This window comes from Paragemmobacter kunshanensis (assembly GCF_011059185.1).
GTDB classification, from domain to species: Bacteria; Pseudomonadota; Alphaproteobacteria; order Rhodobacterales; family Rhodobacteraceae; genus Paragemmobacter; species Paragemmobacter kunshanensis.
The window spans coordinates 52,704-69,460 of record NZ_JAALFE010000001.1; the positions used below are offsets into that span (position 1 = coordinate 52,704).

The following is a 16,757-nucleotide window of genomic DNA, read 5'->3' on the forward strand; positions in this document are numbered from 1 at the left end:
AACCGATCAAGACATGTTTGATCTGCATCAAGGCCAAATTTCTGTCCTCTCATAAACCTATTCGAATGACCCATGAATCGCAACTCATGCGCCTCGGTCTTTTTGACGCGCGGGTGCCCAGATATACCAGCTATCCCACCGCCCCGCATTTCGGGGCGGCGGTTGATTCCGGGCTTTTTACCGAATGGATTCAAGCGATTCCGGCCGGTTCCGCGATCTCGCTCTACCTGCATGTGCCGTTCTGCCGCAGGCTTTGCTGGTTCTGCGCCTGCCGCACGCAGGGCACTTCGTCGGATGAACCCGTCCGCGCCTATGCCCAGACATTGAAGGCCGAAATCGCGCTGCTGCGGCGCCATCTCGCGCCCGGCATCACCCTGTCGCGGCTGCACTGGGGCGGCGGCACGCCCACCCTCATGCCCGCCGACATGATGCGCGATCTGGCCGGAACGATCCTTGACGCCGTTCCGATGGGACCGGGGGCAGAGTTCTCGGTCGAGATCGACCCGAACGAAATCGACGAGGCCCGCCTCGACGCGCTGGCCGCCTCCGGCATGAACCGCGCCTCCATCGGCGTGCAGGACTTTGATCCGGAAATCCAGAAGACCATCGGCCGCGAACAGAGCTATGACCTGACCAAGCGCGTCGCCGACATGATCCGCGCCCGCGGCATCTGCAGCCTGAATGCCGATATTCTTTACGGTCTGCCCCATCAGACAAAGGCGAAAATCGCCGAGTCCGTGCAGAAACTGCTGACCCTGTCGCCCGACCGCGTGGCCCTCTACGGCTATGCCCATGTCCCCTGGATGAGCCGCCGCCAGCAGATGATCCCCTCGGACGCCATGCCCACCCCCGAGGAACGCCTGCGCCTGTTCGAAACCGCGCGGCAGCTTTTCACCTGGGACGGCTATCAGGAAATCGGCATCGACCATTTCGCCCGGCCCGAGGATGGCATGGCCGTCGCCGCCCGCAACGGCACGCTGCGCCGCAACTTCCAGGGCTATACCGATGATACCGCCCCCGTCCTTGTCGGGCTGGGCGCATCCTCCATCAGCCGCTTTCCCCAGGGCTATGCGCAGAACGTTTCGGGCACCTCGGATTATACCAAGGCGATCCGCGCGGGGCGTTTTTCCACCCATCGCGGCCATGTCTTTGCGGGCGAAGACCTGCTTCGCGCGCGGATCATCGAGGCGCTGATGTGCGATTTCCGCGTTGATCGGGCGGAACTGATGCGCGACTTCGGCACCCGGCCCGAACGTCTGGATCAATTGTTCGATGCCGCCGCATCCGCCTTTCCCGGCATGGTCGACAACGGCCCCGAGGGCCTGTCCATCCCGCCGAAAGGCCGCCCGCTGACCCGCATGATCGCCCGCGCCTTCGACGCCTATGATCAGTCAAAGGCACAGCATTCCGCGGCGATCTGAAGGGCGGGGCGGCCTAGCTGCCCTGCCGCTCCACCATCTCGATCATCCGCGGCAGGCAGATCCGGCGCAGGTCATAGCGATCCAGCACCGTCTGCCGCGCCGCCGCGCGCAGTGGCGCAAAGCGTTCCGGCTCTGCCAGAGCGGTGATCAGCGTCTGCGACCAGGCCGCGACATCGAAGAAATCCACCAGCAGCCCGTTCTGGCCATGGCGGATCACCTCGCGCACGGGGGCCGTGTCCGATCCGATCACCAGCGCGCCGGCCGACATCGCCTCGACCATCGACCATGACAGAACGAAGGGATAGGTCAGATAGGCATGCGCCCGGCTGACCTGCATCAGCGACAGGAATGTGCCATAGGGCACCTTGCCCAGGAAATGCACGCGGCTTGCGTCGATCCGGCCGCGCACCTCGTCCAGGTAGATGTCCTTCCAGCGCCGCCCGTCCCTTGGCGCGGGGCCATAGCTGACCTCGTCGCCCCCCACGATCACCACCTGCGCCGCGGGCCGGGCGGCCAGCACCTCGGGCAGGGCGCGGATGAAGGTGTGATAGCCCCGATAGGGTTCCAGGTTGCGGTTGACGAAGGTCAGCACCTCATCCCCGGCGCGCAGGACATGGCCGCCGGGCAGTTCCACCATGGCCGCCGGATCCGGCGTCACCTTGTCGCTGTCGACACCGTCGAAGATCACCTCGATCATCCGGCGCAGGGCGGGCGGATAGGTGGAGGCCTGCCATTCCGTCGGCGCGATCCCGGCATCGGCATGCAGCAGGGACTGGCCCAGATGCGCCGCGCGGCCCTGCGCAATCATCACCTGATCAAATCCGGCATCCCCCGCCTCGGGATCGAAGCCGACATCCGCGCCCCGCCCGCGATAGTAGAATTCGGCATAGACGATCAGCCGCGCCTCGGGCCAGACTTCCTTCAGGAACAGCGTCTCGCCCCAGCCGGAATGGCCGAAGATCACATCCGGCACATAACCCGTCTCGTTGCGCAGCCGCAGGCAGGCACGCGCCACGGTGACGCCCCGGTCGCTCTGGGTGATGAAGTTGCGCCCCAGCCGGGCCTGCGCCGCCTCGACCTTTGCCCCGTCATGGCGATAGCGCAGGGTCGGGATATCCGTCGCGCGCTGGTTGCGGATGTCGGTCAGGGCCGTGACCTCGTGGCCGCGCGCCTTCAGCGCGGGCGCAAGATGCAGGAACTGGCCGGGAAAGTTCTGATGGACGAGAAGGATCTTCACGCAGACACCCCCCCGAAGGCCGCCGCCATCAGGGTTCTGGTATAGTCATTCTGCGGCCGTTCGAAAACCGCCTCCGAAGCGCCCGCCTCAACCACATCACCCGCCTTCATCACGATCACCCTGTGCGACAACGCCTTCACCACCCGCAAGTCGTGGCTGATGAAAATGTAGGCCAGGCCCCACTTGCGTTGCAACGCCCGAAGCAGGTCGACGATCTGCACCTGCACCGTCATGTCCAGCGCGCTGGTCGGTTCGTCCAGCACCACAAGCCGGGGCCGCAGGATCATCGCCCGGGCAATGGCGATGCGCTGCCGCTGCCCGCCGGAAAATTCATGCGGATATCGCCCCATCCAGTCGGGGTTCAGGCCCACTTCGGCCATGATCTCGGCCACCATGGCGCGGCGGTCGCGCCCGGGTTCCAGCCCATGCACGCCCAGGCCTTCGGCGATGATCTGTTCCGCCGTCATGCGCGGGGAAAGGCTGCCGAAAGGATCCTGGAACACCACCTGCATGTCGCGCCGCAGCGCCCGCAGATCGGCCCCGCGCGCACCCCTCAGGTCGCGCCCCATGAAGACCACGGGCCCTTCGGACCCGATCAGCCGCAGGATCGCCAGGGCAAGCGTCGTCTTGCCCGATCCGCTTTCCCCCACGATGCCCAGCGTTTCGCCTGCCCGCACCGACAGCGTGGCGTCATTCACCGCCTTCACATGGCCCACGGTCCGCCGCATCAGCCCGCGCTGGATGGGAAACCAGACGCGCAGCCCTTCGGTGCGCACCACTTCGGGCGCATCGGCGGGCACGGGTTCGGGCAGGCCCGTCGGCTCGGCCGCCAGAAGCTTGCGCGTATAGGCATGCTGCGGATTGGCAAAGATCTCTGCCGCCGGTCCCTGTTCCACGATCTCGCCGCCCTGCATGACGCAGACGCGATCCGCGATCCGCCGCACGATGCCAAGGTCATGGGTGATGAACAGAAGGCTCAACCCTTCCCGCGCCTTCAGTTCGGCCAGCAGGTCAAGGATTTGCGCCTGGATCGTCACATCCAGCGCGGTTGTCGGTTCATCGGCGATCAGCAGTTCCGGCCCGTTGGCCAGCGCCATGGCGATCATCACCCGCTGGCGCTGCCCCCCCGAAAGCTGGTGCGGATAGGCCCCAAGCCGGCTTTCCGCCTCGGCGATGCCGACCTTTTCCAGAAGTTCCACGATCCGCGCCCGCGCCGCATCGCCCGTCAGGCCCTGATGCAGGGCCAGGCTTTCGCCCAACTGCCGCTCGATCGTGTGCAGGGGGTTCAGGCTCGTCATCGGCTCCTGGAAGATGAAGCTGATGTCATTGCCCCGCACGCGGCGCAGTTCGGCCTCTGACGCGCCCACCATTTCGCGGCCAAGATAGCGGATCGACCCTTCGACCCCCGCGCTGTCGGGCAGCAGCGACACGGTCGACAGCGCCGTAACCGACTTGCCCGATCCGCTTTCCCCCACCAGTGCGACCGTCTCGCCCTTGCCGACGGTGAAGCTCACGCCCTTCACCGCCTCGATCACGCGGCCATCCTGACGGAACCGCACGGAAAGCCCCGAAACCTCCAGCACCGCGTTCATCGGAAGGTCTTTCTCGGGTCAAAGGCATCGCGCACGCCTTCAAAGATGAAGACCAGAAGGCTGAGCATGATGGCAAAGGTGAAGAAGGCGGTGAAACCCAGCCAGGGCGCCTGCAGGTTCTGCTTGGCCTGCTGGGTCAGTTCGCCAAGGCTGGGCGCGCTTTCGGGCAGGCCGAAGCCAAGGAAATCCAGCGTGGCAAGGCTGCCGATGGTGCCGGTGATGATGAAGGGCAGCATGGTCAGCGTGGCCACCATGGCATTGGGCAGCACATGGCGGAACATGATCACAAGGTCCGACACGCCCAGCGCCTTGGCCGCGCGCACATATTCGAAGTTGCGCGCCCGCAGGAATTCCGCCCGCACCACGCCCACCAGCGCCGTCCAGCCGAACAGCACCATCAGCCCCACCAGAAGCCAGAAATCCATGGTGAAGATCGCGGCCACGATGATGATGACGTAAAGGCTGGGCGTGGATCCCCACAATTCGATGATCCGCTGAAAGATCAGGTCGGTCAGGCCGCCGAAATAGCCCTGCACCGCCCCGGCGGCGATGCCCACGACCGAGGTGATCAGCGTCACGATCAACGCGAAACTGACCGACAGGCGGAACCCGTAGATCACCCGCGCCAGCACGTCGCGCGCCGTGTCATCCGTGCCAAGCCAGTGGTTCGCATCCGGCGCCGAAGGCGCTGGCCCCGCCAGATCGTTGATCGTGTTATAGCTGTAGGGGATCGGCGGCCACAGGATCCAGCCCTGCACGAAGTCGGGATCCGCGCCTGCCCGGCTGCCATCCTCCACCTGCGCGATCACCCCTTCGGGATCGTCCCAGCAATCCAGACTGCCGCCTGACCGGATCAGGCATTGCACCTCGATATCGGTGTATTTCGCCTCGGTCCGGAAATCGCCGCCAAAGGCCGTTTCGGGATAGAAGCGCAGGAAGGGCGTGTGCAACTCGCCCCGATAGCTGACCAGCAGGGGGCGGTCATTCGCGATCACCTCGGCGCAAAGCGTGATGCCGTAAAGCACAAGGAATATCCAAAGCGACCAGAAGGCCCGGCGATTGGCCTTGAAGTTGCGCCAGCGGCGCTGGTTCAGCGGGGACAGTGCCATCATCCCCTCCGCGAGCCAAAGTCGATCCGGGGGTCGATCCAGACATACATCAGATCCGAAATGATCCCCATCACCAGCCCGATCAGGCCAAAGAAGAACAGCGTGCCGAAGATCACCGGATAATCCCGCTCTACCGCGGCGCGGAAGCCCAACTGCCCCAGCCCATCAAGCGAGAAGATCGTCTCGATGATCAGGCTGCCCCCGAAAAAGACGCTGACGAACAGCGCCGGAAAGCCCGCGATCACGATCAGCATCGCATTGCGGAAGACATGGCCATAAAGCACGCGCCCCTCGCTCAGCCCCTTGGCGCGGGCGGTCATCACGTATTGCTTCTTGATCTCATCCAGAAAGCTGTTCTTGGTCAGCAGCGTCAGCGTGGCAAAGCTGGAAATGGTCGAGGCGATGACCGGCAACGCGATATGCCAGAGGTAATCCAGCGCCTTGCCCATCAGCGACAGCTGTTCCCAGTTGTCCGATGTCAGCCCGCGCAGCGGGAAGATCTTCCAGTAGGATCCGCCCGCGAACAGCACCAAGAGCAGGATCGCGAACAGGAAGCCGGGGATCGCATAGCCCACGATGATCGCGCCGCTTGTCCATGTGTCAAAGGGCGTGCCGTCGCGCACGGCCTTTCGGATGCCCAGCGGGATGGAGATCAGATAGGCGATCAGCGTGGACCACAGGCCCAGCGTGATCGACACGGGCATCTTTTCGATCACCAGATCGACCACGTCGATGGAGCGGAAATAGCTTTCCCCGAAATCGAAGCGCATGTAGTTCCACATCATGATGAAGAACCGCTCGGTCGCGGGGATCATCTCTTTCCGGCATTCCGGCGCGGTGACGGATGGCGTGCCGGTGAACCCCTCGTCACAGACGATGCGCGCAAAGCCGAACTGCACTTCCAGCGCGGCCAGAAATTCCGGCGGCAGGCCCCGCGCGCCGATATAGCCGTCGTCGCGGCCCTGATCCACGCCCGCATCGCCGCCGCCCGACACGCTTTCCAGCGCATCGCCATCGCCTTCCAGACGGGCGGCGACCTGTTCGATCGGGCCGCCCGGAACGAATTGTGTCAGGGAAAAGTTGATGACCATGATCCCGATCAGCGTCGGGATGATCAGCAACAGCCGCCTCAGGATATAGGCGCCCATCAGCGCTGCCCGCCTTCCATCACTTCAACGCGCCGGATGCCCGCAGCGCGGCGGCCTTCTCGGCGTTGTACCACCAGAAATCCAGCTCTCCCAAGGCATAGGGGGGCAGCGTCTCGGGATGTTCGTACATGTCGTAATAGGCGATGGTATGCGTGGCCTTGAACCATTGCGGCACCCAGAACCGTTCGGACCGCAGCACCCGGTCCAGCGCCTGTGTCGCGACGCGCAGCTTGTCGTTCGAATCCGCCGCCATCACCACATCGACCAGCCGGTCCACCGCGGGCGATTTCAGCCCCATCTGGTTGAAGGAGGACACATCCGCCGTTTCCGACCCGTAATACTGCTTCAACTCGGACCCCGAGATATAGTCGGACCGGGCATTGCCGGTGATGATGTCGAAATCATATTGCGGCGGCCGGGTCCGCGCCTCCATCTGGGCATTGTCGATCGAGGTCATCAGCGCGTCGATCCCGATGGCCTTCAGGTTTTCGACATAGGGGTTGAAGACGCGGTCAAAGGTGGGGCTGTCGTTCAGGAATTCCACGCGCAGCACCTCGCCCTTGGCATTGCGGCGCAGGCCGTCATCGCCGACGGTCCAGCCCGCCTCATCCAGCAGGGCGGAGGCCTTGCGCACATTGCCCCGATCCAGCTGCCGCTCGCCCGATGCGGGGGCCATCACCGCCTCATCCGTCAGGATGCTGGCGGGAAGCAGCCCCTCATCCACCAGCGGCTGCAGGATCGCCACCTCTTCCGGGCCGGGCGTGCCGGTGGCGGCAAGTTCGGTGTTTTCCCAGACGGAATGGATACGGTCGTAAAGCCCGTAGAACAGCGTGGCATTCGACCATTCGAAGTTGAACATCAACCCGATCGCCTCGCGCACACGCGGATCCTGGAATTTCTCGCGCCGCAGGTTGAACAGGAAGGCCTGCCCGCTGGCCTTGGCGCCCGAGGGCAGTTCGACCTTCTTCACCTGCCCGTTCGTCACGCTAGGGAAATCATATCCCGTGGCCCAGGTGATCGAGGACGCTTCGTTGCGGAAAGTGTAGTTGCCCGCCTTGAACCCTTCGAAGGCGGCCTGATAGTCGCCGTAATATTCCACGCGGATCACGTCGAAATTGCCGCGCCCGCGATTGATGGGCAGGTCATTGCCCCAGTAATCCGGGTTGCGCCGCCACGCGATCGACTTGCCCACATCCATCCTGTCCAGCACATATTGCCCGGTCCCCAGGAAGGGCGTCAGGCTGCTTTCCTCCAGATCCAGATTGTTCGCCTCGTAATGCGCCTTGGACATGATCGGCAGCCCGCCCACGGATGCCGGAAGATCGCGGGTCGGCACGCCGGGTTTGAAGGTGAATTTCACCTTCAGCGGATCCAGCACCTCGGCCCTGTCGACCTGCTGGCCAAAGACGGTGCGGAAATCCGTCAGGCCCTTGGTCAGGAAGAGGTTGAAGGAAAACACCACATCCTCGGCCGTCATCGGGGTGCCGTCGGAAAAGGTGATGCCGGGGCGCAGGTTGAAGATCACCCAGGACCTGTCGGCCGGATATTCCATCGTCTCGCACAGCAGGCAGTAGGAGGTGCCGATTTCGTCGGCCGTGCTGGTCAGGATGGATTCATAGGGCGCCGAAGACAGCGCCGCCGCGCGCCCCTTCACGGAATAGGGGTTCATGCTGTCAAAGCCGCCCGCCGTCCAGATCGAAATCTCGCCCCCTTTCGGCGCATCGGGGTTCACGTAATCCAGATGCGCGAAGTCGGCCGGATATTTGGGCGGATCGCCGAAGGTGGTGATCGCATGGCTGGTGATCGTGTCCCCCTGGGCATGGGCCGCCACGGCCCAGGCCGCCGCCAGCGACAGCGCAAGAAGGCCGCTCCAGACGATCGGCCGCGCGGTCCACCGCACCGCCAAAGCCCCATCGCCCGCACCGGCCATTGCTCTGCGCATCCCGCTCTCCCCTGTCATCGGCCTGTCACCGGCCTTCGCTTGCGGATGTAAGGTAATTCGCCCGATGTCCAAGCCACAAGTTGCGTTTGCGTGAAACGCACGCAATCAGCGGCCGGAAATGGCAAAAGGGCCGCTTCCTTGCGGAAACGGCCCCCTGCGCAATCAATCCCGCGCCACTTACTGCACGGTGGCGAGATAGGCGATCAGGTTCGCCCGGTCTTCCACCTTGGGCAGACCCGCGAAAGACATCTTGGTGCCCGGGGCATAGCCCTTGGGGTTTTCGAGGAAGGCGTTCAGATTGTCTTCCGACCAGACATCCGCCGCCATGCCGACCAGAACGTCGGAATAGGCGAACCCGGCCGAAGCGGCCTTGGCGCGACCCACGACGCCGTTCAGATGCGGGCCGGTGGCATCCGCGCCATCCAGCTTGTGGCAGGACTTGCACTTGGCAAAGACCTTCTCGCCCGCGGCCGGATCGGCCGAAGCAAGGACGGTCGCGAAATCGGGGCCTTCTTCCACGGCCTCACCAGCCGATTCCTCGGCCCCGGTGTCGATGGAATAGGCCTGCGCGATTTCCTCGCCTTCGCCACCATGGCTGTCATGGCCGACATGGTACAGGCTTTCCGCGCCCCAGGCCGCAAAGAGATAGACCAGCAGCGACCCGCAGATCGCACCGGTTGCCTTGGTCATCGTCATCGTGTCGAACATGTCGCGCCTTCCCTTGGCCGTCGTTTGGCGCGGTATGTATCCGCTTCCACCACCCGGTTTCAAGGTATACTAGCGCGACCAATCGCCCCTTTTGGGGGGTTTTCGCAGTTGGAGCCCAGCCGACATGACCGGACGCATCGCATTCCAGGGGGAACTCGGGGCCTATTCGCACCAGGCCTGCACGCAGGCCCGCCCCGAAATGGAGGCCGTGCCCTGCCAGACATTCGAGGATGTCGTCGAACTTACCCGCTCGGGCGCTGTCGATCTGGGGATGCTTGCGGTCGAGAATTCCACCTATGGCCGCGTGGCGGATGTGCATTCCCTTCTGCCCCGGGCCGGGCTGCATATCGTGGACGAGGCCTTCGTGCGTGTCCATGTCAACCTGCTGGGCGTGCCCGGCGCGACGCTGGACCAGATCACCGAGGCGCATGGCCATGTGGTGATCCTGCCGCAATGCGCGGGCTTCCTGCGCAAGCACGGCATCAAGGGCAAGGTCAGCAGCGACAATGCCCGCGCCGCCCGCGAAGTGGCCGAAGCCGGCAATCCCGCCCGCGCGGCACTGGCATCAGAGCTGGCGGCCCGGATCTACGGGCTTGATGTCGTTGCCCGCCATATCGAGGATCACGCCAACAACACCACGCGCTTTCTGGTGATGTCGCGTGACCCCGATCTTTCCCGCCGCGGCGCGGGCCGGATGATGACGACCTTCACCTTCCGCGTCCGCAACATCCCTGCCGCACTTTACAAGGCGATGGGCGGCTTCGCGACGAACGGGGTCAACATGACCAAGCTGGAAAGCTACATGGTCGGCGGCAGCTTCACCGCCACCGAATTCTACGCCGATATCGAAGGCCACCCGGAAGATCCGAATGTGAAACTGGCCTTCGACGAATTGCGCTATTTCACCTCGGCCTTCAACATCCTTGGCGTCTATCCGGCCGATCGCGAACGCGGCTAAAGCGTCGGCTGACCGGCATAGCGCTGTTCGATGTCCCGGGCGATGGCCTGAAGGCGGGCGTCATACTTGCGCTGGACACGCCCCTTGGCCAGTTTCATCGACTGGATGAACAGCCGCGCCGCAAGGGTGCGGGGCCTGGTCTCGACCTGCATCAGCATCCGCGTCCGCCGCGCTGCCAGTTCCACAAGTTCGATGTTCAGCACCCCCTCGACCGAGGGGCCGTCGAAATCGACGGCAAGGAACTGGTCCGCCTCCAGCCGCGACAGCCGAACCTGCAACTGCCGCTCGCGCCCGCGCCAGGCAAAGCGCGCCTGCCATGTCATTCCCGGCCCGGGCAGCCGCAGCTTGTCGGTGCGGTGAACATCCGCGCCGCGGCGCATGGCGGAACGTTCCCACGCATCGAAATCCGACAGCGCCGCGAAAACGACGCCGAGAGGCGCCCCGATATCTGTCCGACCGCTAAGCTTCATTCCCGTCCCGACCCGTCATGCCACCACCTACTCGACCAAATCCGGGGCAATGTTATGCCGCCCCGGCGATATGCCGACTAATCAAGCCTGTCGGCAAGCCAGTTCGCAATCAGGAAATGCGCAATCGCGCCGGGTCTTGCGGGCCTGATGCGCGGATGCCGCCCTGCCATGACCGTGACCATCTCTTCGCGGCTCAGCCAGCAGGCATCTTCCAGTTCGGCCGGATCAAGCGTGATCTTTGCGCTCAGCGCCTCGGCCGCGCAGCCCAGCATCAGGCTTGCGGGAAAGGGCCAGGGCTGGCTGGCCAGATAGCGGACGGCCCCGATCCGCACGCCCGCCTCCTCCTGCACCTCGCGGCGGACGGCTGCCTCGATCGTCTCGCCGGGTTCGACGAAACCGGCCAGAAGCGAGAACATCCCCTCGGGCCAGACGGCATTCCGCCCCAAAAGCACGCTGTTGCCACGCGTGACCAGCATGATCACCACCGGATCCGTGCGCGGGAAATGCGACGCAGCACAGGCTGGGCAGCGGCGCTGCCAGCCGCCTTCGGCCATGTCGGACGCCGCGCCGCAGGCCGAACAGAAGCCGTGGCTGCGGTGCCAGTGCAGCACGGCCTTGGCCGTGGCCGCCAGTTCCGCCTCACGCGGGGAAAGCCCGGTCATCACGGCCCGCAATTCGGCAAAGCAGAATTCGGGATCAAGCGCCGGATGGCGTTGCTGCGTGGTGTCGAGAAACCCCTGCTCCACCCCTTCGGCCCCGGCTTCGGGGGGCCAGTCGGAAATGTCCGCGGCAAAGACCGCACGGCCCTCGTCCAGCCCGAGGAACACAAGCGGCCCCGCCTTTGCCAGAACCGGCGACCCTGCGGCAACCCAGCCCAGCCCCTCGTCCGGCAGGCAAAGCGGCTTGCCCCGCCAGACAGGCAGGATGCGCCCCGTCCGCGCCAATTCGGCCAGCCTGTCCGCATCGCCGCGCAGATGCGCCGCCCGGTCCAGACCGGAGCCGCCAAAAGTCACCGTTTCAGCCAGCCGCATCAGACCTGCCCCACCCCTGTCCTGCGCCGCTGTCTTGCCATGCCGCCCCCCGCAAGGCAAACCCCCTGCCGGTGTAAACTTCTCTTGCCAAAAGACACGCAATAGTTGTAAACTATGCATTACAGACGCGGCGCTGCGGATCTGCCCCGTAGCTCTCGCCCTTCAAGGGATGACGAATGTGCCCGCCTTCGAGGCAGTCCTGAGGCTGCTTGCCACGACGGATCTGCACGCCCATGCCTTTGGCTGGGACTATCACGCAGACCGCCATCAGGAAGGCCTCGGCCTGTCTGATCTGGCGCATCTGATTGATGACGCCCGGTCCGAATGCCCCAATACCCTGCTGCTGGACAATGGGGATTTCCTGCAGGGCAGCCCCCTGGGCGACTGGGCGGCCGAGCAGGGCACGGATCAGCCGCATCCGATGATCTCGGCCATGAACGCACTGGGATATGACGCGGCGACGCTGGGAAATCACGAATTCAGCCATGGCCTGCCGCTGCTGCGACGGGCCATCGCGGAAGCCAGCTTTCCCATGATCTCGGCCAATATCCGGTCTCTGGACGATGTCCCGCTGGTGAACCGCTCCATCCTGATCGAACGCAGCATGGCCGCCTCCGATGGCGCGCGCCGCCCGATCCGGATCGGCATCACCGGGATCGCCCCGCCGCAGACGATCCAGTGGGAGGCCGGCTCGATCAACGGGAACCTGTCGGCCGAAGACGCCGTTCTTGCCGCCGCGCAAGAGGTGCGGACGCTGCGCAATGCGGGGGCGGATGTCGTCATCCTTCTGGCCCATACCGGCATCGGCCCCTCCGGGCCCGAAACCGGGGCCGAGGGCGGGACCGAGAATGTCGGGCTGCCCCTCGCGGCCCTGTCGGGGGCGGATGCGATGGTGCTTGGCCATACCCATATGGTCTTTCCCGATCCACAGGACGCCCGGCAGGACAGCGGTCAGGCGCTTCTGAACGGAACGCCCGCCGTGATGCCGGGCTATTTCGGCTCGCATCTCGGGCAGATCGACATGGCGCTGCGCCATGATGGCAGGGCCTGGTCGCTGTCCGGGGCGCGGGCCGAACTTCTGCCCGCACAGGCCAGGGCAGCGATCCATCCGGGGCTGCAGACGGTCTGCGGCGAGGCGCATCAGGCGGCAAGGGGCTGGCTCGGCACCCAGATCGGGCAGACGTCGGTGCCGCTCTGCAGCTATTTCGCCCGGGTCGCCCCGACCGACATCCTGCGCCTTGTCGCCGCCGCCCAGGCCCATCACCTGCGCGAAAGGCTGTCGCAGACGGCCTTCGCCGATCTGCCGCTTCTGTCGGCAGCGGCCCCCTTTCGCGTCGGCGGGCGCGGCGGGCCCGACTATTTCACCGAGATAGGGCCCGGGCCCCTGGAACTGCGCCATGCCAATGACATCTACCCCTTTCCCAATACCGTGGTGGGCCTTCTGATCTCTGGCGCGGAACTGGAGGATTGGCTGGAACGGGCCGTCATCCAGTTCGCCACGCTGCGCCCGGGGGACAGGGACATTCCCCTGATCAATCCCGATCATCCCGGTTTCGACTTCGATCTGATCGACGGGCTGTCCTTCGCGATCGACCTGTCGCAGCCCCCGCGCTTCGATGCCATGGGCCGCCTGGCCGCGCCGGGCGCCCATCGCATCCGCGACCTTTCCCATGGCGGCAGGGCGCTTCACCCCGAAGACCGCTTCATCCTGGCCACCAACAGCTATCGCGCCGCGGGCAGCGGCGGCTTTCCCGCCTGCCGGCGCGACCGCATCGTTCTGGATGACAAGACCCCCACCCGCGCGGCCCTTGTCCGCTATCTGTCCGAAGGCCCGCCCTTCACGCCCGGCACCGGGTTCGACTGGCACCTGCGCCCGCTGGGGGCCACGGCGCTGTTCGAAACCTCAGCCCGCGCCATCACCTGCACGGATCACATCGCCACCCTGGGCCCCGAAGCCCTGCCCGGCGCGCAGCCGGGCTTCATGCGCTTCCGTTTGCGGCTCTGATCGGATAGGACGGCCCCGAACCGACGGAGCAGGGCATGTTCGACGCGATCTTCTTCGACCTGGACGGGACGCTGGTGGATACCGAAAGCCTTGCGCTTGTCACGGGTCTGCGCGCCTTTGCCGATCTGGGCCATTCCGTCGAGGAAAGCTTCATGCACGGCCTTGTCGGCAAGGCCGAACCCCAGGCGGAACAGATCATCCGGGCCTCCCTTCCCGCGCTTGACATTCCGGCCTTCCGCGATGCCTGGCGGGCGCATTTCGAGGCCGGGCTGAACGCAGGCCTGCCGCTGAAATCCGGGGCTGCGGAACTGCTGGAGATGCTGGATCATCCGCTGGGCCTTGTCACCTCGACCGGGCGGCAGGGCGCGCATCACAAGCTGGGCCTTGCGGGCATCGCGCATCACTTCCGGATCGTCGTGACCTTTGATGACGTGCGCGAACCCAAACCCGCGGCAGAGCCCTATCTCCTGGCCGCGCGGCAGCTTGGCGTCGACCCGGCGCGCTGCCTCGTCTTCGAGGACAGCGATATCGGTGCCGAAGCCGCGCATCGCGCGGGCTGCACCGTTGTCCAGGTGCCCGACGTCGCCCCGACCGAGGGCCGCTTTGCCCGCCATCTGGCACAGGACCTGCTTTCTGGCGCGCGGGCGGCGGGGGTCATCTGAACGGGTCCGCCTGCGGCGCTTGCGAATCCGCGCCCGGGGGCCTATATCCCCGGTCGAGAGGTTGGCGCGGGCGAGCGCCTCGCCAACCCGGTCAGGACCGGAAGGTAGCAGCCGTAACGAGCCCCGCTTGGGTCGTTGTCCAGCCTCTCACCCTTTCCCCTGCCTTCGCCTGAATGGGGCGCGCCCTCTCGCGCCGGGCATTCCCCTCCACCTGGCGCAGCACACCATCCGGATCGCCCTGCGGCCCACCATCGACCTTGCCCTGACTTCCCCAGTCGCACTAGGTTGGACCCGATCAAGGAGCGACCATGTCCGACACGCCCGACAAGGCCTATCAGGTTCTTGCCCGCAAGTACCGCCCCGAAACCTTTGCCGATCTTGTCGGGCAAGAGGCGATGGTGCGCACGCTGAAGAACGCCTTCGCCGCCGATCGCATCGCCCATGCCTTCGTGATGACGGGCATCCGCGGCACCGGCAAGACGACCACCGCGCGGATCATCGCCAAGGGGCTGAACTGCGTCGGCCCCGATGGCACCGGGGGACCCACCACCGATCCCTGCGGCCTTTGCGATCCCTGCCGCGCGATTGCCGAAGGCCGGCATGTCGATGTGATGGAGATGGACGCCGCCTCGCGCACCGGGGTGGGCGACATCCGCGAGATCATCGATTCCGTCCACTACCGGGCGGCCAGCGCGCGCTACAAGATCTATATCATCGACGAGGTTCACATGCTCTCGACCAGCGCCTTCAACGCGCTGCTCAAGACGCTGGAGGAACCGCCCGCCCATGTGAAGTTCATCTTCGCCACGACCGAGATCCGCAAGGTTCCCGTCACCGTCCTGTCACGCTGCCAGCGCTTCGATCTGAAGCGGATCGAGCCTGAGGTGATGATGGCCCTTTTGCGCCGCATCGCCACGGCGGAAGGCGCGCAGATCACCGATGGCGCGCTGGCGCTGATCACCCGCGCGGCGGAAGGATCGGCGCGCGACGCCACATCGCTGCTGGATCAGGCCATTTCCAATGGCGCGGGCGAGGTGACGGCAGATCAGCTGCGCGCGATGCTGGGGCTTGCCGACCGGGGCCGCGTGCTGGACCTGTTCGATCTGATCGTGACGGGCGATGCCGCGGGGGCGCTTTCGGAACTGGCGGGCCAATATGCCGACGGGGCCGATCCGATGGCCGTGCTGCGCGATCTGGCGGAAATCACCCATTGGCTTTCCGTGGTCAAGATCACCCCCGCCGCCGCCGAAGACCCGACAACCCCGCCCGATGAACGCGCCCGCGGCATGGACATGGCCACGCGCCTGCCCATGCGCGTGCTGACGCGGATGTGGCAGATGCTGCTCAAGGCGCTGGAAGAGGTGGCGCTGGCCCCGAATGCCATGATGGCCGCCGAGATGGCGGTGATCCGGTTGACGCATGTGGCCGACCTGCCCGATCCCGAAACCCTGATCCGCAAGCTGCAATCCGCCCCGCAGCCCGGGCCCGCCCCCGGTGGCGGGGGCGGCGCGCCTGCGGGCGGCGGTGGGCGCATGGTCCATGCCCCCGCCATGCGCATGGCCCCCCCTTCCCCCGCGCGCGGCCCGGTCATGCAGGGCGGCGGGCAACAGGCCCTTGCCGTGGCCGAAGGCACGCTTCAGGTCTTTGTCAGCTTCGATCAGGTGGTCGACCTGATCCGCGAAAAGCGCGACATGAAGCTGCTTTACGAGGTGGAGACCGGCCTCCGCCTTGTCCGCTATGCGCCGGGCCGGATCGAATTCCAGCCCAGCCGCGAGGCCAGCCCGGACCTTGCCGCGCAACTCGGCCAGCGCCTGCAGATGTGGACAGGCGCGCGCTGGGGTGTCTCCGTCGTCAATGAAGGCGGCGCCCCCACCATCGCCGAACAGCGCGATCAGGCCCGCCGCGAGGCCGAGGCCGAGGCGCTGCGCAATCCCCTTGTCCAGGCCGTCCTGACGGCCTTCCCCGGCGCCAGGATCGCGGATATCCGCACGCCTGCCGCCCTTGCCGCGGCAGCCGAGGCCGAGGCCCTGCCGGAAGTCGAGGACGAATGGGACCCCTTCGAAGAGGGCTGATCGCCGTCACGGCCACGCTTGCCCCGGGGGCGGCTCAGGCGGGCATCTGCGCCACGCAGCGCCCGGGCTGGCAGCCCGCCGACGGGCCGGTCGGCGCCTGGGGCGAGACGCTCTATATCCTCGGCTCGCCGCTGGGGCTGGGGATCATCCTGCTGCTGGGGATCGGCCTTGTCTTTCCGCGCCCCTGGCTTTCCGCGATCCTCGCCCTGCCCGCGCTTGGCCTGGCCTGGCTGCTGACCATCGGTCGCACGTCCGATGCGGCGGGGCTGGCCATGTCGGAAGGCTGCATCGGCACGGCAATGCCCGCATCCATCCTGCTCGTCCTGATGGCGGCGGTGGTGCTTGTCCGGGGCTTCCGCGCCCGGCCGCGCGGCAAACCCGCGGCATGAGCCAGCCTTGCCG

At 65.8% G+C, this 16,757-nt stretch carries 14 protein-coding genes and 1 other RNA gene; 7 read left to right on the forward strand and 8 right to left on the reverse strand.

Annotation, left to right across the window (positions count from 1 at the left end):
- Positions 1 to 65 precede the first annotated feature (65 nt).
- A complete protein-coding gene (gene hemN, locus G5V65_RS00335; RefSeq protein WP_165046435.1) occupies positions 66 to 1,421 on the forward strand; it encodes an oxygen-independent coproporphyrinogen III oxidase in 1,356 nt (451 codons plus the stop codon).
- A 13-nt stretch (positions 1,422 to 1,434) separates the two neighbouring features.
- Here hemN and G5V65_RS00340 read toward each other — a convergent pair whose 3' ends face one another.
- The 6 genes from G5V65_RS00340 to G5V65_RS00365 form a co-directional block, all read right to left on the reverse strand.
- On the reverse strand, positions 1,435 to 2,658 hold the full coding sequence (locus G5V65_RS00340) for a glycosyltransferase (RefSeq protein WP_165046436.1): 1,224 nt from the start codon (positions 2,656 to 2,658) through the stop codon (positions 1,435 to 1,437).
- Positions 2,655 to 4,250, reverse strand: a complete 1,596-nt coding sequence (locus tag G5V65_RS00345) for an ABC transporter ATP-binding protein (RefSeq protein WP_165046437.1) — start codon at positions 4,248 to 4,250, stop codon at positions 2,655 to 2,657. The genes G5V65_RS00340 and G5V65_RS00345 overlap by 4 nt, the downstream gene beginning before the upstream one ends.
- Positions 4,247 to 5,359, reverse strand: coding sequence for an ABC transporter permease (locus G5V65_RS00350; protein ID WP_165046438.1), 1,113 nt, complete (start codon positions 5,357 to 5,359; stop codon positions 4,247 to 4,249). The genes G5V65_RS00345 and G5V65_RS00350 overlap by 4 nt, the downstream gene beginning before the upstream one ends.
- Complete coding sequence (locus G5V65_RS00355) at positions 5,359 to 6,507, reverse strand: microcin C ABC transporter permease YejB (RefSeq protein WP_165046439.1); 1,149 nt, start codon at positions 6,505 to 6,507, stop codon at positions 5,359 to 5,361. The genes G5V65_RS00350 and G5V65_RS00355 overlap by 1 nt, the downstream gene beginning before the upstream one ends.
- Positions 6,508 to 6,526: 19 nt before the next feature.
- Positions 6,527 to 8,449: an extracellular solute-binding protein gene (locus G5V65_RS00360; protein ID WP_165046440.1), complete on the reverse strand. Its 1,923-nt coding sequence runs from the start codon at positions 8,447 to 8,449 to the stop codon at positions 6,527 to 6,529.
- Between the two features lie 177 nt (positions 8,450 to 8,626).
- On the reverse strand, positions 8,627 to 9,157 hold the full coding sequence (locus G5V65_RS00365; protein ID WP_165046441.1) for a c-type cytochrome: 531 nt from the start codon (positions 9,155 to 9,157) through the stop codon (positions 8,627 to 8,629).
- Between the two features lie 124 nt (positions 9,158 to 9,281).
- On the opposite strand from G5V65_RS00365, the gene G5V65_RS00370 reads away from it, so the two are divergent.
- Complete coding sequence (locus G5V65_RS00370; protein WP_165046442.1) at positions 9,282 to 10,115, forward strand: prephenate dehydratase; 834 nt, start codon at positions 9,282 to 9,284, stop codon at positions 10,113 to 10,115.
- Here the strand turns inward: G5V65_RS00370 and G5V65_RS00375 are convergent.
- Both G5V65_RS00375 and nudC read right to left on the reverse strand, forming a co-directional pair.
- Positions 10,112 to 10,585, reverse strand: a complete 474-nt coding sequence (locus G5V65_RS00375) for an SRPBCC family protein (RefSeq protein WP_165046443.1) — start codon at positions 10,583 to 10,585, stop codon at positions 10,112 to 10,114. The genes G5V65_RS00370 and G5V65_RS00375 overlap by 4 nt on opposite strands.
- A gap of 77 nt (positions 10,586 to 10,662) precedes the next feature.
- Positions 10,663 to 11,616: an NAD(+) diphosphatase gene (nudC, locus tag G5V65_RS00380; protein ID WP_165046444.1), complete on the reverse strand. Its 954-nt coding sequence runs from the start codon at positions 11,614 to 11,616 to the stop codon at positions 10,663 to 10,665.
- A 169-nt stretch (positions 11,617 to 11,785) separates the two neighbouring features.
- Between nudC and G5V65_RS00385 the strand changes: the two genes are divergently transcribed.
- The 5 genes from G5V65_RS00385 (at position 11,786) to G5V65_RS00405 (ending at position 16,744) form a co-directional block, all read left to right on the forward strand.
- Positions 11,786 to 13,621 carry a bifunctional 2',3'-cyclic-nucleotide 2'-phosphodiesterase/3'-nucleotidase gene (locus G5V65_RS00385; RefSeq protein ID WP_165046445.1) on the forward strand — a complete coding sequence of 612 codons (1,836 nt, stop codon included), beginning with the start codon at positions 11,786 to 11,788 and terminating at the stop codon, positions 13,619 to 13,621.
- A gap of 35 nt (positions 13,622 to 13,656) precedes the next feature.
- Positions 13,657 to 14,283, forward strand: a complete 627-nt coding sequence (locus G5V65_RS00390; RefSeq protein ID WP_165046446.1) for an HAD family hydrolase — start codon at positions 13,657 to 13,659, stop codon at positions 14,281 to 14,283.
- A 55-nt stretch (positions 14,284 to 14,338) separates the two neighbouring features.
- Positions 14,339 to 14,435, forward strand: an RNA gene (gene ffs, locus G5V65_RS00395) — signal recognition particle sRNA small type.
- Between the two features lie 156 nt (positions 14,436 to 14,591).
- Entirely contained in the window at positions 14,592 to 16,355 is a 1,764-nt protein-coding gene (locus G5V65_RS00400) for a DNA polymerase III subunit gamma/tau (RefSeq protein ID WP_165046447.1), read from the forward strand.
- Positions 16,331 to 16,744 carry a hypothetical protein gene (locus G5V65_RS00405; protein ID WP_165046448.1) on the forward strand — a complete coding sequence of 138 codons (414 nt, stop codon included), beginning with the start codon at positions 16,331 to 16,333 and terminating at the stop codon, positions 16,742 to 16,744. The genes G5V65_RS00400 and G5V65_RS00405 overlap by 25 nt, the downstream gene beginning before the upstream one ends.
- Positions 16,745 to 16,757: the final 13 nt, after the last annotated feature.